The organism is Streptomyces sp. NPDC053474, assembly GCF_044544845.1.
GTDB lineage: Bacteria > Actinomycetota > Actinomycetes > Streptomycetales > Streptomycetaceae > Streptomyces.
In genome coordinates this window covers 41787-62676 of sequence record NZ_JBITXV010000026.1, presented here as the reverse complement: position 1 = coordinate 62676, position 20890 = coordinate 41787, and the positions used below count along the sequence as shown (strand labels likewise).

Annotated in this window: 15 protein-coding genes and 1 riboswitch; of the genes, 4 read left to right on the top strand and 11 right to left on the bottom strand. The window is 73.2% G+C overall.

What is annotated here, in order from left to right; genetic code table 11:
• Nucleotides 1-23 precede the first annotated feature (23 nt).
• Nucleotides 24-1322, bottom strand: a complete 1299-nt coding sequence (locus tag ACIG3E_RS38835; RefSeq protein ID WP_399625491.1) for a hypothetical protein — start codon at nt 1320-1322, stop codon at nt 24-26.
• A gap of 498 nt (nt 1323-1820) precedes the next feature.
• Between ACIG3E_RS38835 and sepH the strand changes: the two genes are divergently transcribed.
• Nucleotides 1821-2879, top strand: coding sequence for a septation protein SepH (gene sepH, locus ACIG3E_RS38830; RefSeq protein ID WP_399625489.1), 1059 nt, complete (start codon nt 1821-1823; stop codon nt 2877-2879).
• Nucleotides 2880-3058: 179 nt separating this feature from the next.
• Here the strand turns inward: sepH and ACIG3E_RS38825 are convergent, their stop codons facing one another.
• Entirely contained in the window at nt 3059-3889 is an 831-nt protein-coding gene (locus ACIG3E_RS38825) for a sulfurtransferase (protein ID WP_399625487.1), read from the bottom strand.
• Between the two features lie 451 nt (nt 3890-4340).
• Between ACIG3E_RS38825 and ACIG3E_RS38820 the strand changes: the two genes are divergently transcribed.
• Nucleotides 4341-5168: a VOC family protein gene (locus ACIG3E_RS38820; RefSeq protein ID WP_399625485.1), complete on the top strand. Its 828-nt coding sequence runs from the start codon at nt 4341-4343 to the stop codon at nt 5166-5168.
• Between the two features lie 74 nt (nt 5169-5242).
• On the opposite strand, the gene ACIG3E_RS38815 is transcribed toward ACIG3E_RS38820, so the two are convergent.
• The 4 genes from ACIG3E_RS38815 to ACIG3E_RS38800 form a co-directional block, all read right to left on the bottom strand.
• Nucleotides 5243-5920, bottom strand: a complete 678-nt coding sequence (locus tag ACIG3E_RS38815) for a thymidine kinase (protein WP_138962234.1) — start codon at nt 5918-5920, stop codon at nt 5243-5245.
• 66 nt (nt 5921-5986) lie between these two features.
• Nucleotides 5987-7186 carry an alkaline phosphatase family protein gene (locus tag ACIG3E_RS38810; protein ID WP_399625483.1) on the bottom strand — a complete coding sequence of 400 codons (1200 nt, stop codon included), beginning with the start codon at nt 7184-7186 and terminating at the stop codon, nt 5987-5989.
• Nucleotides 7186-7791 carry a DUF5998 family protein gene (locus ACIG3E_RS38805; protein ID WP_399625481.1) on the bottom strand — a complete coding sequence of 202 codons (606 nt, stop codon included), beginning with the start codon at nt 7789-7791 and terminating at the stop codon, nt 7186-7188. Before ACIG3E_RS38805 ends, ACIG3E_RS38810 begins: the two co-directional genes overlap by 1 nt.
• A gap of 71 nt (nt 7792-7862) precedes the next feature.
• Entirely contained in the window at nt 7863-10748 is a 2886-nt protein-coding gene (locus ACIG3E_RS38800; RefSeq protein ID WP_399625479.1) for a GNAT family N-acetyltransferase, read from the bottom strand.
• Between the two features lie 178 nt (nt 10749-10926).
• Between ACIG3E_RS38800 and ACIG3E_RS38795 the strand changes: the two genes are divergently transcribed.
• Nucleotides 10927-11208 carry an HPr family phosphocarrier protein gene (locus tag ACIG3E_RS38795; protein ID WP_138962230.1) on the top strand — a complete coding sequence of 94 codons (282 nt, stop codon included), beginning with the start codon at nt 10927-10929 and terminating at the stop codon, nt 11206-11208.
• Nucleotides 11209-11499: 291 nt separating this feature from the next.
• Here the strand turns inward: ACIG3E_RS38795 and ACIG3E_RS38790 are convergent, their stop codons facing one another.
• From ACIG3E_RS38790 to ACIG3E_RS38775, 4 genes are all read right to left on the bottom strand, one after another.
• Nucleotides 11500-12174, bottom strand: a complete 675-nt coding sequence (locus ACIG3E_RS38790; RefSeq protein ID WP_399625477.1) for a GntR family transcriptional regulator — start codon at nt 12172-12174, stop codon at nt 11500-11502.
• A gap of 288 nt (nt 12175-12462) precedes the next feature.
• Entirely contained in the window at nt 12463-13296 is an 834-nt protein-coding gene (locus ACIG3E_RS38785; protein ID WP_399625474.1) for a M23 family metallopeptidase, read from the bottom strand.
• Between the two features lie 12 nt (nt 13297-13308).
• A riboswitch (cyclic di-AMP (ydaO/yuaA leader) is annotated at nt 13309-13470 on the bottom strand.
• Between the two features lie 241 nt (nt 13471-13711).
• Nucleotides 13712-15094, bottom strand: a complete 1383-nt coding sequence (locus ACIG3E_RS38780; protein WP_399625542.1) for a M16 family metallopeptidase — start codon at nt 15092-15094, stop codon at nt 13712-13714.
• A 23-nt stretch (nt 15095-15117) separates the two neighbouring features.
• Complete coding sequence (locus tag ACIG3E_RS38775) at nt 15118-16524, bottom strand: M16 family metallopeptidase (protein ID WP_399625472.1); 1407 nt, start codon at nt 16522-16524, stop codon at nt 15118-15120.
• A gap of 396 nt (nt 16525-16920) precedes the next feature.
• Here ACIG3E_RS38775 and ACIG3E_RS38770 point away from each other — a divergent pair, with 396 nt between their 5' ends.
• Nucleotides 16921-19374, top strand: coding sequence for a DNA topoisomerase (ATP-hydrolyzing) subunit A (locus tag ACIG3E_RS38770; protein WP_399625470.1), 2454 nt, complete (start codon nt 16921-16923; stop codon nt 19372-19374).
• On the opposite strand, the gene ACIG3E_RS38765 is transcribed toward ACIG3E_RS38770, so the two are convergent.
• Entirely contained in the window at nt 19375-20889 is a 1515-nt protein-coding gene (locus ACIG3E_RS38765; protein ID WP_399625468.1) for a CobW family GTP-binding protein, read from the bottom strand.
• Nucleotide 20890 lies beyond the last annotated feature (1 nt).

Genomic DNA, 20890 nt, shown 5'->3' with positions numbered 1-20890 from the left:
GGGCCGGGGCTCAGTCGCCGGGCTCACTGCTCGGGGGACTGCTGCTGGTCCTGGGCGCCGTTCCCGCCGCCGTTGGCCGGGGTGGGCGTCGGGGTCGGGGTGGGGGTCGGCGTGGGCGTGGGGGTGGGCGTCGGCGTCGGGTCGACCTTGGAGCCGCCGTCGCCGGAGCCACCGCCGTCGTCCTTGCCGCCGTCGTCGGGCTTGCCGCCCTGGTCCTTGCCGGTGTCCGAGCCGGTGCCGTCGTCCGGCGAAGGCTTGCCGCTGGGGTCCTTGGAGGTGTCGTCGCCCTGCTGGGAGCCGTCGTCCTCGCCGGTGGTGCCCTGGTCGGACGGCTGGTCCGAGTCGCCGCCCGGCCGCGGATCGTCCGACGTGGAGGAGGAGTTCTTGCCCTTCATGAAGTCGGCGATGGAGGTGCTCTTGTCGTCACCGCTGAAGCTCTGACCGCTCACCAGCTCGTACGTGGTGATGCCGGTGAGCGCCACGCCGAAGACGACGGCGGCGGCGACCAGGGGGCGCTTCCAGCTCGTCACCCGCGCGCGGTGCGTGGTGCCCTCGGTGAACTCGTCCGAAGGGAGCGGCGGCTGCGGCTGCGGCGACCCGGGAACCGCCGGGCCGGTGGCGCGCAGCACCTGGGTCTTCTGGTCACGCGGCAGCAGCTGCGTCGCGTCCACGGATCCGAGGAGCTGCGTCTGCTCGGCGTCGGCGGACACGGCGGGCAGGGCGGCGGTGGGATCGCCCGCCCCGACCGCGGGCAGGGCGGCCGTCGGGTCGGCGGCACCGGCGATCGGCAGCACGGCCGTCGGGTCGGCTCCCGCCATCGGCAGCGCGGTCGTGGGGTCGGCGTCCGGGGCGCGGTGGTCCGCCGACTGCCTGCCCCAGGTGGTGGTCACCGGGCCCGAGCCGGACGCGTAGCCGGACGTATAACCGGTCGCGTAGCCGGACGCATGACCAGGGGCGTGGCCGGACGGGGGCGTGGCGGGCGCGGCTCTGAAGGCCTCGGGCACCGGAGTGGCCGCCGTCACCGGCACCTGCTGCGCCTTCGGCTTGGCCTGCACCGCGACGTCACGGATCTGCTCGCCGGTGCGCTTGAAGAAGTGCTGGAAGACCGTGCCGCCGCAGGTGGCGATGCCGCTCACCACACCGGCGCCGAGGATCGTTCCGTACACGCCGAAGCTGGACGCGAGCTTCGCGGCGAGCACCGCGGCCACGGCGCTGCCCGCCACCTGCGGCACGCTCAGATCGAGCCGCTTCTTCGGCGCGTCCTCCGACGTGCCGTCCGACGTGTCCTCCGACGTCCTGCCGGTATCCGGCTTTCCACGCATCTCCGACCCTTGTCACCTTTCTCGCCTTGCGGGCTTCACTGCTGATTCGCGTACGAGCCACGCGAGTCACATGAGAAAGGGACGTACGTGCGAAGAAAATAGTTCCGCTTCTGGCGTTTACGTGAAGAGCGCCACCTGCGCGCGGGGTGTTCGCGCCCTGTGGCGCCATCAACTCCCTTCACCCGGGAGAAGTTCGGCGGCGTGCCGGTCCACCCGGGTGGCCCGAATGGAGTAGTGTTGCGAGCCCTGGGTCCGGTCTCCCACCAGGGTGCCCGGAGCCAGCCAGGACCGCCGGGAGGGGGCTCGCTGCACAGGGTGACCAAGTTGGTCACTTAGCGTTGCGAATAGGTAACCGTGCCATAACGGCGATCCCGGGCCCTCGCCCGACACGCCGGGCAACTCGGCAAGGTTGTGGCAGGCTGCACCCGGGCAGGCCACACTCGACTAGCGGAAGCAGCGACGCACGTGACGTCGGCAGGCACCACCCGGGAGGTCCCCATGCCCGAACTGCGTGTCGTGGCCGTCAGCAACGACGGCACACGGCTGGTGCTGAAGGCTGCGGACAGCACGGAGTACACGCTTCCCATCGACGAACGGCTCCGTGCCGCCGTACGCGGCGACCGCCCGAGACTCGGCCAGATCGAGATCGAGGTGGAGAGCCACCTCCGGCCCCGCGACATCCAGGCCCGTATACGCGCTGGAGCCAGCGCGGAAGAAGTCGCCTCGCTCGCCGGCATCCCCGTCGACCGCGTCCGCCGCTTCGAGGGCCCCGTCCTCGCCGAGCGCGCCTTCATGGCCGAGCGCGCCCGGAAGACCCCCGTGCGCCGCCCCGGCGAGAACACCGGACCTCAGCTCGGCGAGGCCGTCCAGGAGCGGCTGCTGCTGCGCGGCGCCGACAAGGAGTCCGTGCAGTGGGACTCCTGGCGCCGCGACGACGGCACCTGGGAGGTGCTGCTCGTCTACCGCGTCGCCACCGAGCCGCACTCCGCCAGCTGGACGTACGACCCGCCGCGCCGCCTCGTCCAGGCCGTCGACGACGAGGCCCGCGCCCTCATCGGCGAGACCGACGACATCGCCGCGCCCGAGCCGAGCTTTCCGTTCGTGCCGCGCATCGCCCGGCTGCCCAGGGACCGGCCGCTGGAGCGCGCCCTCGACCGCCCCGGCGCCCCGGCGCCGGAGCCCGACGAGCCGAGTCCGAGCGGCGCCGTCGCCGAGCAGGAGCGGGACTCGCTGACCAGCCTCCTGGAGGCGGTGCCGAGCTTCCGGGGCGACATGGTCGTCCCGGAGCGCCCCACCACCGCACCCTCCGAACTGCCGTCCGCACAGGACGAGCCGGAGCAGGAGCCCGAGGCCGAGGAGCCCCCGGCGACCGCGGCGTCGGCCGGTTCGGCGTACGCGGACGTGCTGATGCCGCGCGCCGTCGCCAGCCACCGCGAGCGCCTGGTCGGCTCCACGGACCGCCAGGCCGAGGCGGACGGCGTCCGGCCCGGCCGCCGCGCCGCCGTGCCGAGCTGGGACGAGATCGTGTTCGGCACCCGCCGCAAGAAGCAGGAGTAGCCGCGCGGAGGTGGAGGAACCATCCTCCGCACTCCCGCGGACACGTCGAAGGGCCCGTACGCAAGATCCGTACGGGCCCTTCACATGACGGCCATGCGTCACAGAGCGTGACAGTTGCCCGCCTACGGAGCGTGACGGTGTCGCCCTCGGCTTCGCAAGCGCCGACGGTGCCGCGGCCCCTACTGCGGATCCGGCCCCGTCGCCACCGGACGAGCCGCGTCCGAGGACCACTCCGACCACGAACCGACGTACAGCGCCGCCGGAATGCCCGCCACCGCGAGGGCGAGGACCTCGTGGGCGCCCGAGACCCCCGAGCCGCAGTACACCCCGACCTCCGGGGCGTCGGCGGCGCCCAGGGCCGTGAAGCGGGCCGTCAGCTCCCCGGCCGGACGGAATCGGCCATCCCCGGAGACGTTCTCCGTCGTCGGGGCCGAGACCGCGCCCGGGATGTGCCCGCCCACGCGGTCGATCGGCTCGACGTCACCCCGGTAGCGCTCCGCGGCCCGGGCGTCCAGGAGCAGACCCGAGCGGGCCAGGGCGGCCGCGCCGTCCGCGTCGAGCCGGGCCACGGAGTCGGGGACCGGCGTGAACGTGCCCTGTGCGGGCGGTCGTACGTCACCGGACTCCAGCTCGCCGTGCCACGCCGCGAGCCCGCCGTCGAGGACGCGCACCGACGGATGCCCCGCCCAGCGCAGCAGCCACCAGGCGCGCGCCGCGGCCCAGCCCTGCCCGCCGTCGTACACGACCACGTCCCGGTCCCCCGAGACGCCCGCCGCCCGCATCGCCGCGCCGAAGCGCCCGGCGTCCGGCAGCGGATGACGGCCCTCCGCCCCGGCCGGACCGGCCAGGTCCGCGTCCAGGTCGACGAAGACCGCCGACGGGATGTGCGCCTCCTCGTAGGCGGGCCGCTGGTGCGGGCCGCCGAGCTGCCAGCGGACGTCGAGCAGCACTGGCGGGTTCCCGCCCGCCAGGTCGCTCGCGAGTTCGGATGCGGAGATGATGGCTTTCATAAGCCCCAACCTTGCCCACGGGGTGGCCGCCGCGTCCAGGTCCGGCTAGCCTGCTCGGCCGGACCCGCCCGAACACGTGGCGTACGGAACCGGGCACGCCCCGTACCGACAACGGACACGGCTCGGCAATCGCACGTTTACGGATGGGAAACGGCAGACCGGGCATCCTCCGCCAGGAATCAGCAAAGGCGGCGCGGCCGGGGGGCGCCCGGCGGCGGGTGGTGCAAGCATCTGCACGGACGGGCATGCGCGCGGCCAGGGTACGCGCGTTCGAAAGGCGAGTCGAAGCGGAGTGGCGGCGGCTGACCGACGGCGGGTGGCGGACGGCAGCGGGTGGACGAGCGACGTCATGGCACAGCAGATGACGGATCGCGCGTCCGGCCCCCTGGCGTCGGCGGCCGGTGCCGTCCGTGAGCTGCCGCCGCCACGAGGGCCCGAGGAGAGAGTGACGATGACCGAGGCACGGTGGCCGGACAGCCGACGCGTGCGGACCGCGCGGCCCGCACCCGGCACGCCCTGCTGGGTGAGCCTGATGGCGCACGACCTGGCCGCGACCAAGGAGTTCTACGCGCGGCTCTTCGGCTGGACGTACCGGCCCGGGCCGCAGCAGCTGGGCCCCTACGTACGCGCCTTCCTGGACGACCGCGAGGTGGCCGGGATCGGCGAGCTGCCGGCCGACCGGCGCCTGCCGATCGCCTGGACCCCGTATCTGGCGACGGACGACGCCGACGAGACGGCGGAGATGGCCCGGCACTGCGGCGGCACGGTCGGCGTCGGCCCGCTGGACGCGGCCGAGGCCGGGCGCATGGCGATCGCGTCGGACCCCGCGGGCGCGGTGTTCGGCATCTGGCAGCCCCTGGAGCACCTGGGCGCCGCGGTGGCCGGGGTGCCCGGCGCGCCCGCCTGGAACGAGCTGGTGACCCGGGAGACGGCGGAGGTCGCCAAGTTCTACCGGACGCTGTTCGGCTACACCGAGGAGGCGTCCGGCGCACCCGACGCGGACTTCATGACGCTGTTCCTGGAGGGCCGTGCGGTGGCGTCGGTGCACGGCGTCGGCGGCGCGCTGCCGCGCGACCGGGGCGCGTACTGGATGACGTACTTCGAGGCCGCGGACGTGGACGCGGCGGTGGAGCGGACGGTCGAGCTCGGCGGCCGTCTCGTGCGGCCCGCGCGCGAGGGCGCGTACGGGCGGATCGCGACGGTCGCCGACCCGGAGGGCGCGGTGTTCACGCTCGTGCACACCGAGCGGTCCTGCCAGGAGCCGCCGGGAACGCTCTGACGGCGGCGCTCCGGAGGCTCCAGGGGTCTCTGTGGCTCCCGGAGGGTGTTGAGGTTCCAGCGGCCCCAGAGGCCCTAGGAGCGCTCCAGGGTGCCGACGGCGCTGTCGCTGTCGAGCGGCAGGACGTCGGGCGACAGGGCGCCCGCGTGGGCGGACGCGGCGGTCATGCGACGGCGGTGGTGACGGCGGCACACGACCTCGTAACCCACCTCGTCGGCGGCCTGGTTGACGTCTCCGACGACGACCTGGGCGCCCTCGACGACCATGTGGCCGCCGACGGTGCGGGCGTTGTGGGTGGCGCGGGCGCCGCACCAGCACAGGGCCTCGACCTGGAGGACCTCTATGCGGTCGGCGAGCTCGACGAGCCGCTGCGAGCCGGGGAAGAGCCGGGTGCGGAAGTCGGTGGTGATGCCGAAGGCGAAGACGTCGAGTCCGAGGTCGTCGACCACGCGCGCGAGCTGGTCGACCTGCTCCGGGGTGAGGAACTGCGCCTCGTCGACGATCACGTAGTCGGCGCGGCCGCCCTGGGAGAGGCGGTCGACGAGGTGGGCGTAGAAGTCGAGCCCGTCGGCGACTTCGAGGGCCTGGGTGACGAGGCCGAGGCGGGAGGAGAGCTTGCCCGCCCCCGCGCGGTCGTTGCGCGCGAAGATCAACCCCTCTAGGCCGCGGGCCGAGCGGTTGTGCTCGATCTGCAGCGCGAGGGTGCTCTTTCCGCAGTCCATCGTTCCGGAGAAGAACACCAGCTCAGGCATGGGGAGTTGAGGGCCTTTCGTCATGTGGGGGCGTGCGGGGGCGCCCGTGGAGGGCGCGCGCGGCGGCTAGGAGCGTACTTCGAGCAGCGGTACGAGCTGTTCGGCGGGGGTCATGGAGCCGTGGTTGCCGACCATCGCGGACTCGTGGGGCTCGGTGCGGGAGGCGATGATGAGGGCGTCGTCGTGGGCGGCGGCCACCACGTCGCCGATGCGGCCGTGGACGCGCTCGTCGACGCGCGGGCCGAACCACCCCGCGGCGATGGCCTCCTCGCGTCCGGCCACCCAGAAGCGGTCCCCGAGGACCTCCCGCCAGACGGTGAGGACGTCGGCCTCGGCGCCGGGGACGGCGTAGACGTGGCGGGCGCGGCCCTCGCCGCCGAGCAGGGCGACGCCCGCGCGCAGCTCCCAGTCCTCGTCGAAGTCGATCCGGGACTCGTCGTCGAAGGGGATGTCGACCATGCCGTGGTCGGCCGTGACGTACAGGGCGCTGCGCGGCGGGAGCTGCTCGGCCAGGCGCTGGACGAGGCGGTCGACGTACATGAGCTGGCCGCGCCAGGCGTCGGAGTCCAGGCCGAAGCGGTGGCCCTTGCCGTCGACCTCCGCGTAGTACGTGTAGACCAGGGAGCGGTCACCGGCGGCGAGCTGCTCGGCGGCGAGGTCCATGCGGTCCTCGCCGGAGAGGCGGCCGCGGAAGGTGCCGCCGCTCAGGGCGACCTTGGTGAGCGGGGTGTGCTCGAAGGTCGGCGAGGAGACCTGCGCGGTGTGGACGCCCGCCTCGTGGGCAAGCCGGAAGACCGTGGGGTGGGGCTGCCAGGCGTGCGGGTCGGTCCAGGGCTTCCAGCGGAGCTGGTTCATCAGCTCGCCGGTGTCGGGGTTGCGGGCGGTGTACCCGGGCAGGCCGTGGACGCCCGGGGGCAGGCCCGTGCCGACGGAGGCGAGGGAGGTCGCCGTGGTGGCGGGGAAGCCCGCGGTGATGGGGCGTCCGGTGCCGCCGCGCGAGGAGCCGAGGAGCGAGGTCAGGAACGGCGCTTCGGCGGGGTGCGCGCGCAGCTGCTCCCAGCCGAGGCCGTCGATCAGGAAGACGCAGTTCCGGTCGGCGGGGGCCAGCTCGGCGATGGCGGGCGCGAAGCCGTCGACCTCCTGGTGCGCGACGAGGGTGGGCAGCAGGTCGGCGAGCGATCCGGTGCCGTACTCGGGCAGGGGTGCGGTGGCGAGCTCCAGGGGCTGTACGTCGTCCCAGCCTCCGGTCCAGTCGGCTGTGACCATCAGCGGGTGGCGCCCGAGCCGCCGGCGGTGACCGCCGTGGCCTCGGAGAGGGCCTGGGCGAAGGCGAGGGTCTGGCGGACCGTGTCGGGGCCGTCGCCGGCCTCGCTGACGCGCAGGCTGAGGTCGTCGGCGGTGGAGCTGCCCGTGTAGCCGTGGTCGGCCTCGCAGTTGGGGTCGCCGCAGGCGGCCGGTTCGAGGTCGATGCGGGAGACGGCGCCCCAGCCGATGGTGAGGACGACCTCACGGGGCAGGGAGCCGGGGACGTACTTCTCGGGATTGGCGACGACGCGGCTGACGACGACCGACGAGATCCGGCCGATCTTCACCGACTCGGTGGAGGTCGTGGCGTACGGGGTCGGCGAGGTGCTGTCGGCCGCCTGCTCGTCGGTGTGGCTGACGATGAAGCGGGTGTCGGTGAGGACGAGCACCGTCACATGACGGCGTACTTCGTTGGCGTCGAAGGTGGTCTCCTGGTGGACCAGGTACGACCCGATGGTCTCGCCGCCGACCGCGGCCTCCACCGCCTCGGCCACGAGGGCCGGGTAGTAGCCGCTGCGCTCGATCGCCGCGCGCAGCCCCTGGGTCGTGGTACCGGTCTTTGCCATGACGCCCATCCTACGGCCCGGCGCCCGCCCGACGGTGCGCGGTGGCCGCCTCGGCGGGCGCCGCGGGCTCGTCAGTAGGCGGGCAGGGTGCGCGGCCCCAGGTCGTCGCGGGCCGGGGGCGGGGCGAGGCGGACGGTGCCGCTGAGGACGGACAGGCCGTCCTGGGCGACGACCACCGGTTCCAGTGAGACGGTGACCACTTCGGGATGGTCGTCGACCAGGCGCGAGACCCGCTGGAGGAGCTCCTCCAGGGCTGGGGTGTCCACGGGGGCCGCGCCGCGCCAGCCGAAGAGGAGGGGCGCGGTCCGGATCGATCCCACGAGGGTGCGCGCGTCGCGGTCGGTGACGGGAATCAGTCGGTGGGCGGTGTCCCCGAGGAGTTCGGACGCCGCGCCCGCGAGGCCGAAGGACAGCACCGCTCCCGCGGCGGGGTCGTGCCCCGCGCGCACGACGGTGTCGACGCCCCGCGCGACCATGGCCTGGACGACGGGCCGCAGCTCGGCGGGGCGGCCGAGGGCGTGGGTGAGCTCGCGGTAGGCGCGGCGCAGCTGCTCCTCGTCGGCGAGGTCGAGGCGTACGCCGCCGAGGTCGGGGCGGTGGCGCAGGTGCGGGGCGGTGGTCTTGAGGGCGACGGGGTAGCCGAGCCTGGCGGCGGCGTCGGCGGCCGCGTCGGCGTCGGGCGCGGGCAGGACGGCGTGGACGGCGATGCCGTAGCGGCCGAGCAGGTCGCGGGCGTCGTCGGGGCCGAGGGTCAGGCCGTGGGGGTCGCCGCCCTTGGCAAGGAGGTCCGCGATGAGGTCGGCGGCGCCCTGTTCGTCGATGTCGTCGTACTCGGGCACCTTGCCGGGGTCGGCGATGTCGTGCCGCCACTGGGCGTAGGTGACGGCTTCGGCGAGGGCGCGCACGGCCCGCTCGGCCGCGGGGTAGGCGGGGATGCGGGCGTGCGGCGGCGGGGCGGCGGCCGTGGGCGGGGCGGCGGGCGGCCGGTCGGCGGGCCGGACGGCGGGCGATCCGGGCTTGGTGCTCGCGGCGGCGGACAGGGCCTCGGCGAGCTCGCCGAGCTCCACGTGGACGACAGCGACGGGCTTGGTGGGACACGCGGCCGCGGCGGCCCGCAGGGCGGTGGCGAGGGTCTCCCCCTGGCCCTCGCGGCTCGACTCGCCGAGCGAGGGGATGACGGTGACGACGGCCGCGTCGCAGGTGTCGGCGGCGAGCGCGGCGCCGAGGGCGGCGCGGAAGTCCTCGGGCGTCGCGGCCGTGGTCAGGTCGCGCGGGGGCAGCGGGCGCAGGCCTTCGGCGACGCAGGCGTCGTAGGTGAGCAGGCCGAGGGACTCGGAGTTGCCGAGGATGGCGACGCGGGGCCCGGCGGGCAGCGGCTGGCCCGCGAGCAGGAGCCCGGCGTCGACGAGCTCGGTGACGGTGTCGACGCGGATGACCCCGGCCTGGCGGAGCAGCGCGGAGACGGTGGCGTGCGGCAGCCGGGTCGCGGCCCCGGCGTGGCCGGTGGGGGCGATGCCGCTGTGCCGGGCGCCCTGGACGACGACGAGGGGCTTCGCGGCGGCGGCGCGGCGGGCGAGGCGGGTGAACTTGCGGGGGTTGCCGATGGACTCCAGGTACATGAGCGCCACGTCGGTGTCCGGGTCGTCGTACCAGTACTGGAGGACGTCGTTGCCGGAGACGTCGGCGCGGTTGCCCGCGCTGACGAAGGACGACAGGCCCGCGCCGCGGCGGTGCAGCCGGGACAGCAGGGCGATGCCGATGGCACCGGACTGGGTGAACAGGCCGATGCGGCCCGCGGCGGCCAGTTCGGGGGCCAGCGAGGCGTTCAGGCGTACGGCGGAAGCGGTGTTGATGACGCCGAAGGCGTTGGGGCCGATGAGGCGCATGCCGTAGGAGCGGGCCTGCCGGACGAGTTCGCGCTGGCGCTCCAGTCCTTCGGGGCCGCTCTCGGCGTATCCGGCGGAGAGGACGACGAGGCCCTGGACGCCGTGTTCGCCGCACTCGGCGACCACTTCGGGCACGTGCTCGGCGGGGACGGTGACGACGGCGAGGTCGACGGGCCCGGCGATGTCGCGCACGGAGCGGTGGGCGGGGGCTCCCTCGACGCCCTCGGTGGTGGCCCGGTCCGTGAAGGCGCGGTTGACGGCGTGGACGCGGCCGGTGAAGCCCGCGCGCAGCAGGTTGCGCAGGACGCCGCGGCCGACGCTGTCCTCGGCGCGGCCGACGCCGATGACCGCGACGGAGCCGGGCGCGAGCAGCCGTTGGACGGAGCGGGCCTCGGCGCGCTGTTCGCGGGCGTGCTGGACGGCGACGGAGCGGTCGGTGGGCTCCAGGTCGAGTTCGAGGCGCACGACGCCGTCCTCGAAGCTGCGCTGCTGCTGGTATCCGGCGTCCGTGAAGACCTTCACCATCTTGGTGTTGGCGGGCAGGACTTCGGCGGCGAAGCGGCGGATGCCGCGTTCGCGGGCGACGGCGGCGATGTGTTCGAGCAGCGCGGAGGCGACGCCGCGGCCCTGGTGGGCGTCCTGGACCAGGAAGGCGACCTCCGCTTCGTCGGCGGGCGCTGAGGCGGGGCGGCCCTGGGCGTCGATGCGGTCGTAGCGGACGGTGGCGATGAACTCGCCGCCGATGGTGGCCGCGAGCCCGACGCGGTCCACGTGGTCGTGGTGCGTGAAGCGGTGCACGTCCTTGGCGGACAGGCGCGGGTAGGGCGCGAAGAAGCGGTAGTACTTCGACTCGTCCGAGACCTGCTCGAAGAAGCTGACCAGACGGTCCGCGTCGGCGGCCGTGATGGGCCGGATGCGGGCGGTGCCGCCGTCGCGCAGCACCACGTCGGCCTCCCAGTGGGAGGGGTAGGGGTGCTGGTCCGCCGCCGGGGCGGAGGCGGCGTCGGCCGCGGGGGCGTGCGCGGCGCTGTCCGACGAGGTGTGCGCTGAGCCGTCCGCCGGGGTCTGCATGGGGCCAGGGTACGGGTCGCGCGGCCGCCGGGCCCGGGGCAATGTAGGAGGGGTCGAAGGCGCTCGGGTGGCGGGACGCGGCCCGTGGGGCAGCGCTCCGCCGGTCCTGCGGGAGCACTCGGGTCGGCATGAGACACTGGTCTAGACAAGTGTGAGACACCTGGAAGGGCAGCAACACATGGCTGAGCGCCGCGTCAACGTCGGCTGGGCCGAGGGCCTCCACGCCCGGCCCGCCTCCATCTTCGTCCGTGCGGCCACGGCCTCGGGCGTCCCCGTGACGATCGCGAAGGCCGACGGCAACCCCGTCAACGCGGCCTCGATGCTCGCGGTGCTCGGCCTGGGCGCGCAGGGCGGCGAGGAGATCGTGCTCGCTTCGGACGCCGAGGGCGCGGACGCCGCCCTGGACCGGCTGGCGAAGCTCGTCTCCGAGGGCCTCGAGGAGCTCCCGGAGACCGTCTGACACGGTCGGACACAGCGTGCCGGAGCCGCGTGAGCCACTGGGTGGCCGCGCGGCTCCGTCGTTTTTCGGGGCGCGCCCCGAGGCGCACCTCTGCGGAGTCCCGCCCGGCGAACGCCCTAAGCGAATTCACGAGCCGGTGGCGCACCACCGGTGGCACAAAGGCGGCACCCCCGGCGAGTAAATCAGGCGGGGAATTCCCACGCGGGCACGCCGGGCTTTCACGACGCCAGGCAGAAGGTCGTGTACGCGCAATCCTGTGTACGGCGCGTAATCCTGTGTACGGCGCGTCTGTTAATTCCGTACGCCTACTTTGTTGACGGCGTGTTGCGAACCTCTCACACGCCCGGCGCGCGGCCGGTACGCGGACGCCGTGCGCTCGGCGTGCAGGAGCGTGAGCGCGCGGGCCCGGTCCGCGTCCTGGCGGGCGACCGCGTCGACCACCGCGGCGTGCCCGGCCCACAGGTCCGTGGCCGCGGCCGGCGCGTCCGCCACGTACATCCAGGCGACCTTGTGGCGCAGCTGGGTGAGCAGGGCGATGAGGCCGGGGCTGCCGGAAGCCTGGGTGAGCGTCTCGTGGAACCAGCCGTCGAGCGCGCGCAGGTCCTCGCCGCCGCTGCGCCGGGCCCGCTCCTGACCGAGCCGCACCAGGCCGCGCAGGACCTTCAGATGGGCTTCGGTGCGGCGCTGGGCCGCGCGGGCGGCCGCCAGCGGCTCCAGGAGCGTACGGACCTCCAGGAGGTCGGCGGCGTCCTGCTCGGTCGGCTCGGCGACGCAGGCGCCCGCGTGCCTGCGGGTGACGACGAAGCCCTCGGCCTCCAGGGTGCGCAGGGCCTCGCGCACGGGGACGCGCGAGACGCCGTAGCGGCGGGCGAGGAGTTCTTCGGTGAGCCGCGTGCCGCGTTCGTAGACACCGGAGACGATGTCGTCCCGGATGGCCGTACAGACCGAGTGCGCGGGAATGCGCATGACGGACCTCCGCTTTAATGCCCGCGAAACGCGTCGCGCGACGCGTCGAAGACGCTGGTGCGGCGACTCTATGGACGCTGTCACGACGGACTCTATTGCAGATGGCCGCATTTTCCGATGGGGCACCGGAATCCATGGATATCTTTTGGCCAAAGGTGTGCGCAGCGGCGCGCTTACCGGTGGTGGGCGCTTAGGACCCTGGCCATGCCTCGATGCCGAAAGCCCCGGCTCGGTGAGCCGGGGCTTTCGGGACGTGCGCGGGCGCGGGGCGCTCGCACCGTCGACGCGTCAGACGCCCACGCCGTGGGAGCGCAGGTACGCGATCGGGTCGATGTCCGAGCCGTACTCGGGGCCGGTACGGGCCTCGAAGTGCAGGTGCGGCCCGGAGGAGTTGCCAGTGGAGCCGGAGAGGCCGATCTGCTGGCCGGGGGTGACGGCCTGGCCGACCGTGACGCTGATGGACGACAGGTGGCCGTACTGGGTGTACGTGCCGTCGTTCATCTTGATCACGATGTTGTTGCCGTAGGCGCCGCCCCAGCCCGCCTCGACGACGGTGCCCGCGCCGACCGCCTGCACCGAGGTGCCGGACGCGGCGTGGAAGTCGATGCCGGTGTGGCTGCCGGAGGACCACATGCCGCCGCCGGCCTTGTAGGAGGTGGAGACGTAGGAGCCGGCGACCGGGGCGACGTAGGCGTTCAGGCGCTTGCGCTCGGCGTCACGGGCGGCGCGCTCGCGGGCCCGCTCCTTGGCCTCCTTCGCCGCCTTGGCCTCGGCCTCCTTCTTGGCCTTCTCCTTCGCGGCGGCCTCGGCCTTGCGCTTCTGCTCGGCGGCCTTCTGCCGCGCCGCCTCTTCCGCCTTCTTCTGGGCGGCGGCGTCGTTGGCGGCCTGCTTCTGGGCGGCGGCCTGGGCGTCGATCTCGTCGGCCAGCGTGTCGTTGATGGCGATGGCCTGCGTGAGGCCGGTGCTCGCGTGGTCCGCGGAGCCGTCGGCGGCGAGGGCCGGAGCGGCCAGGCCCGAGATCACACCGGTGGTGGTGAGGGCGGCGACACCCGCGGCGCTGGCGGTGGTGCGCGTGATGCGGCTCGGACGGCGGTGCTTGCCGGTCGGGCGGATGAGCGCCATGAAGCGGCTGGTCCTTTCCTTCCTTCTCGCCTACCGGGTTAGCTGACGGGTTCGGAGCAGGAAGGTCTCCTACGGACTCCTCGCCTCGCGGCAAGGGGACCGATTCACCCCAGGGACGTGTGGGTCCCCGGCTCCCCTGGCTCACGCCGTACGGGGACTCGGCGATGACTGTCCGGTGCCGCGGGCGCGGCGTACTGCGTGACGTACAGCCGCACTGACGCTAAACGCCTCATCTTTCAATCGACAAACGGATCCTGCCTTTTGTAGCGCACGCCACACGGCAGACGCCCAACCTCCATGCCAATTCGGACATATGGCAGCATGCAGGGACCCCGGAGGCTTCCTGAGCCTCCGGGGTCCCTTCAGTTACGCGGCGTTCGCGCCGGTTTGTCCCGCCCCTACGGGTGCGGGGCAATCAGCCGGTGACGACCGTCACTTCACCGATGCCGAGGGCCCGGACGGGCTCCTCGATCTGTGCGGCGTCACCGACGAGCACCGTCACCAGACGGTCGCTCGGGAACGCGCTCACGACGGCCGCGGTGGCCTCCACCGTGCCCGTCCCTGCCAACTGCCGGTACAGGCTCGCCTGGAAGTCGTCCGGCAGCTCCTGCTCCACCTGGTCGGCGAGCGTCGCGGCGACGGCGGCGGCCGTCTCGTACTTCAGCGGGGCCACACCGACCAGGTTCTGCACGGCGACGTCGCGCTCGGCGTCCGTGAGGCCCTCGGCGGCAAGGGTGCGCAGGACCTTCCACAGGTCGTCGAGCGCCGGTCCCGTGTTCGGCGTGTCCACGGAGCCGCTGATGGCCAGCATGGCAACGCCCGGGGCGCCCTCCGGGGACCGCGGCGCCGCGGAGCGCAGCACCTGGCTGAAGGCGCGCACGCCGTACGTGTACCCCTTCTCCTCGCGCAGGACGCGGTCCAGGCGCGAGGTGAGGGTGCCGCCCAGGCAGTACGTCCCGAGGACCTGCGCCGGCCAGACGATGTCGTGCCGGTCCGCGCCCACGCGGCCGATGAGGAGCTGCGTCTGGACGGCGCCGGGGCGGTCCACGATGACGACGCGGCCGGTGTCGTCGGCCGTCACCTGGGGCATGGCGTGCGGCTCCGCCGGCCCGCCCGTCCAGGCGCCGAGGGTGTCGGCGAGGACGGCGTCGAGGTCCGTGCCCGTGAGGTCGCCGACCACGACGGCGGTGGCCGTGGCGGGGCGCACGTGCTTCTCGTAGAAGGCGCGTACGGCCGCGGAGTCGATGGCGGTGACCGTCTCCTCGGTGCCCTGGCGCGGGCGCGACATGCGCGAGGTGGCCGGGAAGAGCTGCTTGGCCAGCTCCTTGGCGGCGCGGCGCGCGGGGTTGGCGGTCTCGTGCGGGATCTCGTCCAGGCGGTTGCGGACGAGGCGCTCGATCTCGCCGTCCTCGAAGGCGGGCGCGCGCAGCGCGTCGGCCAGCAGGCCCAGGCCCTTCGCGAGGCGGGAGACGGGCACTTCGAGGGAGAGCCGGACGCCGGGGTGGTCGGCGTGCGCGTCCAGCGTGGCGCCGCAGCGGTCCAGCTCGGCGGCGAACTCCTCGGCGGAGTGCTTGTCGGTGCCTTCGGAGAACGCCCGCGCCATGATCGTGGACACGCCGTCCAGGCCCTGCGGCTCGGCGTCCAGGGGCGCGTCGAGGTGGACCTCGACGGCGACGAGCTGCTGGCCGGGGCGGTGGCAGCGCAGCACCGTCAGGCCATTGGCCAGGGCGCCGCGCTCGGGGGCCGGGAAGGCCCAGGGCTTGGCCGTGCCCGCCTGGGGCTGCGGGTGGAACTGCATCGTCACAGACGTCTCAGCCTCGCTCACTTCGCCGCCTCCTCTTCCTGCTGGGTCTCGGCGGCTTCCTGCTGGGTCTTGGCGGCTTCCTGCTGGGGTTCGGCGGCCGCGCCGTCGGCGTCCTCCGCGGTGGCCACCGGCTCGTACACCAGGACCGCGCGGTTGTCGGGGCGCAGGCGCGCCTTGGCGACCTCCTGGACCTCGGCCGCGGTGATGTCGAGGACGCGCTGGACGGCGGTGAGGGCGAGCTGCGGGTCACCGAAGAGGACGGCGAACCGGCACAGTTCGTCCGCGCGGCCCGCGACCGTGCCGAGACGGTCGAGCCACTCGCGCTCCAACTGGGCCTGGGCCCGCTCCATTTCCTCCGGGGTCGGGCCCTCCTCGGCGAACCGGGCGAGCTCCTCGTCGACAGCGGCCTCGATGACGGGGACCTCGACGTCGCCGGAGGTCTTCACGTCGAGCCAGCCGAGCGAGGGCGCCCCGGCGAGCCGCAGCAGGCCGAACCCGGCGGTCACCGCGGTGCGGTCGCGGCGCACCAGGCGGTTGTAGAGCCGCGAGGACTCGCCGCTGCCGAGCACCGTCAGGGCCAGGTCGGCCGCGTCGCACGCGCGCGTGCCGTCCTGGGGCAGGCGGTAGGCGGCCATCAGGGCGCGGGCCGGGACGTCCTCCTCGACGACCTCGCGCAGCTCCTCGCCGATGCGCTCGGGCAGCGAGCCGTCGCGCGGCGGCTGCTTGCCGTCGTGCCCGGGGATGGAGCCGAAGTACTTCTCGACCCAGGCGAGCGTCTGCTCCGGGTCGATGTCGCCGACCACGGACAGGACCGCGTTGTTCGGCGCGTAGTACGTGCGGAAGAACTCCCGGGCGTCGTCGAGGGTGGCCGCGTCCAGGTCGGCCATGGAGCCGATCGGGGTGTGGTGGTAGGGGTGGCCCTCCGGGTACGACAGGGCGGTGAGCTTCTCGAAGGCCGTGCCGTAGGGGACGTTGTCGTAGCGCTGGCGGCGTTCGTTCTTCACCACGTCGCGCTGGTTCTCCATGGACTCCTCGTCGAGTGCTGAGAGGAGGGAGCCCATCCGGTCCGCCTCCAGCCACAGGGCGAGCTCCAGCTGGTGCGCGGGCATGGTCTCGAAGTAGTTCGTGCGCTCGAAGCTGGTGGTGCCGTTCAGCGAGCCGCCGGCGCCCTGCACCAGTTCGAAGTGACCGTTGCCGTGCACCTGCTGCGAGCCCTGGAACATCAGGTGCTCGAAGAGGTGAGCCAGACCGGTGCGCCCCTTGACTTCGTGGCGCGAGCCCACGTCGTACCAGAGGCACACCGCGGCGACCGGGGTCAGGTGGTCCTCGGAGAGCACCACGCGCAGGCCGTTGGCCAGCCGGTGCTCGGTCGCTGCCAGGCCGCCGGAGCCTGCCGCGGCTGTGGCCGTGTGACCCATGGGCATGTACGTCCCTTCGATCGCTGAATCCTCAATAGCTTTTGCCGGTCCTGCCACTGTATGCAAGCCCGCAGACCCCTGGCGAAGTTCCCGTTCCGCGCTGTGGGTCGTCGGTGTTCGCCGTGGGCGTGATCGCGGCGGGGCGCGCGTGGGCGTGTGCGGGCGCGCTTGGACGTGTGCGGAGCGTCGGGGCCCGCCGTGCGCCCCGGCGCCGCCCGGTTCCGCCCCGGTTCGTGGCGTGGGACGGGGGCGCCGCGCGGCCGTGTCGTGCCCGCGCCACGCCGCCGAGTGCCTGGTCGCCGCGCGGGTGGGCCCGGGTCGTGGTCGGGGTTGTCAGTGGGACGGTCCACAATGGTCGGCGTCAGATCCCGCACACTTGTTGGTGAAGGAGCCGCAGCAGCGATGGCCCGCCGCAGCACGAAGACCCCACCGCCCGACGACTCGTTCGAGGAGAAGATCCTCGACATCGACGTCGTCGACGAGATGCAGGGCTCCTTCCTTGAGTACGCCTACTCGGTCATCTACTCCCGCGCCCTGCCCGACGCCCGCGACGGCATGAAGCCGGTGCAGCGCCGCATCGTCTATCAGATGAACGAGATGGGCCTGCGCCCGGAGCGCGGCTATGTGAAGTGTGCCCGCGTCGTCGGCGAGGTCATGGGCAAGCTGCACCCGCACGGCGACGCGTCCATCTACGACGCGCTGGTCCGCATGGCCCAGCCGTTCTCCATGCGCCTGCCCATGGTCGACGGCCACGGGAACTTCGGCTCGCTGGGGAACGACGACCCGCCCGCCGCGATGCGGTACACGGAATGCCGCATGGCGGACGCCACGTCCCTCATGACGGAGTCGATCGAAGAGGACACGGTCGACTTCACGCCGAACTACGACGGCCAGGAGATGGAGCCGGTAGCCCTCCCGGCGGCGTATCCGAACCTCCTGGTGAACGGCTCGTCCGGCATCGCCGTAGGCATGGCGACGAACATGCCGCCGCACAATCTGAGCGAGGTCATCGCGGCCGCCCGGCACCTGATCAAGCACCCGGGCGCCGACCTCGAGACGCTCATGAAGCACATCCCGGGCCCCGACCTGCCCACCGGCGGCCGGATCGTCGGCCTGTCCGGCATCCGGGACGCGTACGAAACGGGTCGCGGCACCTTCAAGATGCGCGCGACGGTAGCCGTGGAGGCCGTGACCGCGCGCCGCAAGGGCCTGGTCGTCACGGAGCTGCCGTTCAGCGTCGGCCCGGAGAAGGTCATCTCCAAGATCAAGGACCTGGTGGGGTCCAAGAAGCTCCAGGGCATCGCCGACGTCAAGGACCTCACCGACCGCGCGCACGGCCTGCGCCTGGTCATCGAGATCAAGAACGGCTTCGTCCCGGAGGCCGTCCTGGAGCAGCTGTACAAGCTGACGCCGATGGAGGAGTCCTTCGGCATCAACAACGTGGCGCTGGTGGACGGCCAGCCCCTCACCCTCGGCCTCAAGGAGCTCCTCGAGGTCTATCTCGACCACCGCTTCGACGTGGTGCGCCGCCGCAGCGAGTTCCGCCGCGGCAAGAAGCGCGACCGGCTGCACCTGGTGGAGGGCCTGCTCATCGCCCTCCTGGACATCGACGAGGTCATCCGCCTCATCCGCTCCAGCGACAACAGCGCGCAGGCCAAGGAGCGCCTGATGGAGCGCTTCTCCCTGTCCGAGGTCCAGACGCAGTACATCCTGGACACCCCGCTGCGCCGCCTCACCAAGTACGACCGCATCGAGCTGGAGTCCGAGCGCGACAAGCTGAACGCGGAGATCGACGAGCTGACCCGCATCCTGGAGTCGGACGCGGAGCTGCGCAAGCTGGTCTCCGCCGAACTGGCCGCCGTGTCGAAGAAGTTCGGTACGGAGCGGCGCACGGTGCTCCTGGAGTCCGCGGGCGCCCCGGCCCCCACGGTGTCCCTCCAGGTCGCGGACGACCCGTGCCGGGTCCTGCTGTCCTCGACGGGCCTGCTGGCCCGCACGGCCAACGGCGAGCCCTTCTCGGAGAGCGACGGCAAGCGCGTCAAGCACGACGTGATCGTCTCGGCGGTCCCGGCGACCGCGCGCGGCGAGGTGGGCGCGGTGACCTCCGAGGGGCGTCTGTTGCGGCTCTCCGTAGTCGATCTGCCGCAGCTCCCGGACACGGCGTCCGCGCCCAACCTCTCCGGAGGCGCCCCGGTCGCCGAGCTCCTCTCCCTGGGAGCGGACGAGAAGCTGATCTGCCTGATGACGCTCGACGAGTCCTCCCCGGGCCTGGCGCTCGGTACGGAACAGGGCGTGGTCAAGCGCGTGGTGCCCGACTATCCGGCGAACAAGGACGAGCTGGAGGTCATCACCCTCAAGGACGGGGACCGCATCGTCGGCGCGATCGAGCTGCGCACGGGCGAGGAGGACCTGGTCTTCATCACGGACGACGCCCAGTTGCTGCGCTATCCGGCGGGGCAGGTGCGTCCGCAGGGGCGCCCGGCGGGCGGCATGGCGGGCATCAAGCTCGCGCAGGGCGCGAAGGTCATCTCCTTCACGGCGGTCGATCCGGCGGCGGACGCCGTGGTGTTCACGGTCGCGGGCTCGCGCGGCACGCTCGACGACTCCGTGCAGACGACGGCGAAGCTGACGCCGTTCGACCAATATCCGCGCAAGGGCCGCGCGACGGGCGGCGTGCGCTGCCAGCGCTTGCTGAAGGGCGAGGACTGCCTGAGCTTCGCCTGGGCGGGCCCGACGCCGCCGCGCGCGGCACAGCGCACGGGCATCCCGACGGAGCTGCCGGAGCCCGACCCGCGCCGGGACGGCTCCGGCGTCTCCTTGGCCAAGCCGGTGGCTGCGGTGGCGGGGCCGGTGTAGTCAGCGGCCGGGGCCGGTTCCCGGGGCGGGGCCGGTCCCGGGGGCGGCTGCGGAGCCGAGGCCGTCGTGGGCGTCGGCGTTGAGGTCGTCGAAGTCATCGGCGTCATCGACGACGGAGTCATCGGCGTCGGAGCCGAAGTCGAGGTCCGAGTAGGGATCGGGACCGGCGTCCAGCTCGGCGTCGCCGTCCACGTCACCGTCGAGCTCGGCACCGGCGGTGGAGTCGGAAGCGGGGCCGGGGTGCGGACCGGCCCCGGCTTCGGGTTCGCTCCCGCCCTCAGCCCCGGGCGTCTCCTCCGCCCCCGGCTCCTGGACGTACCGCAGGACGCCCCACATGCCGAACTCATCCGCGTGCGGGGCGTCCTCGTCGTTCTCCCGGCACAGCGTCAGCTGGGTGTGCAGCTCCGGTACGTCGATGCCGGAGCCGATGAGGACGAGCTGCGTGAGGCGCTTCTCGCCGGGCTCCCACGGCTCGGGGTAGAAGCGCAGGAACCGTCCCACGGAGTGCACCGCGTACCGGTTGCGCGCGTCGGCGGCGCCGAAGTCGACGTACCCCTTGATGCGGTAGAGCCCTTCGGGCCTGCTGTCGAGGAAGGCCATGAGGCGGCGGGGGCTCATGGGCGCTTCGGAGGTGAAGGCGAGGCTCTCGTAGGCGCTGTGCAGATGGGCGTGACGGCAGCCGCCGCGCGCAGGGGCTCGGCCGACGTCGCCGTGCGGGGCGGGGGTGCCGGGGCCGCCGTGCGGGGTGGCGTTGCCGGGGTCGCCCTGCGAGACGGCGTTGCCGAGGTCGCCACAGTGGCACTCCTCACCCGCCTCCAGGCCGCCGTCGGCCTCCCGGAAGTCGCCGTCCGCGTACAGGTCCTCGCCATGGTCGTGCAGGTCGTCGAAGGAGAGCTGCCCGACGCGCTCCCCCACCGGCTTGCGGTCCAGGAGGAGCTCCACGTCCACGCGTCCGTACGTCGCGGCGACGACGGCGGCCCGGTCGGTGTGACGGCGCACCTCGTCGAACACGCGGTCGCGCTCCCCCGCCGGTACCCGGTCGGCCTTGTTGACCACGACGAGGTCGGCGATCTTCAGATGCCGGTCGACCTCGGGGTGCCGCTGCCTGGTGGCGTCGAACTCGGCGGCGTCCACGACCTGCACGAGACCGCCGTACACGATGTGCGGGTTCTCGCTGGCCAGCACCATGCGCACGAGCTCCTGCGGCTCGGCGAGCCCGCTCGCCTCGATGACGATGACGTCGATGCGGGAGGAGGGCCGGGCGAGCCGTTCCAGATACACGTCGAGCTCGCTGGCGTCCACGGCGCAGCACAGACACCCGTTGCCGAGGGAGACGGTCGAGTCGCCGAGCTGGCCCGCGACGGCCATGGCGTCGATCTCGATGGAGCCGAAGTCGTTGACGATCGCGCCGATGCGACTGCCTCCGCTGCGGTGCAGCAGATGGTTCAACAGTGTCGTCTTGCCCGATCCCAGGAATCCCGTGAGGACGACGACTGGAATCTGCTGCTCACGCACG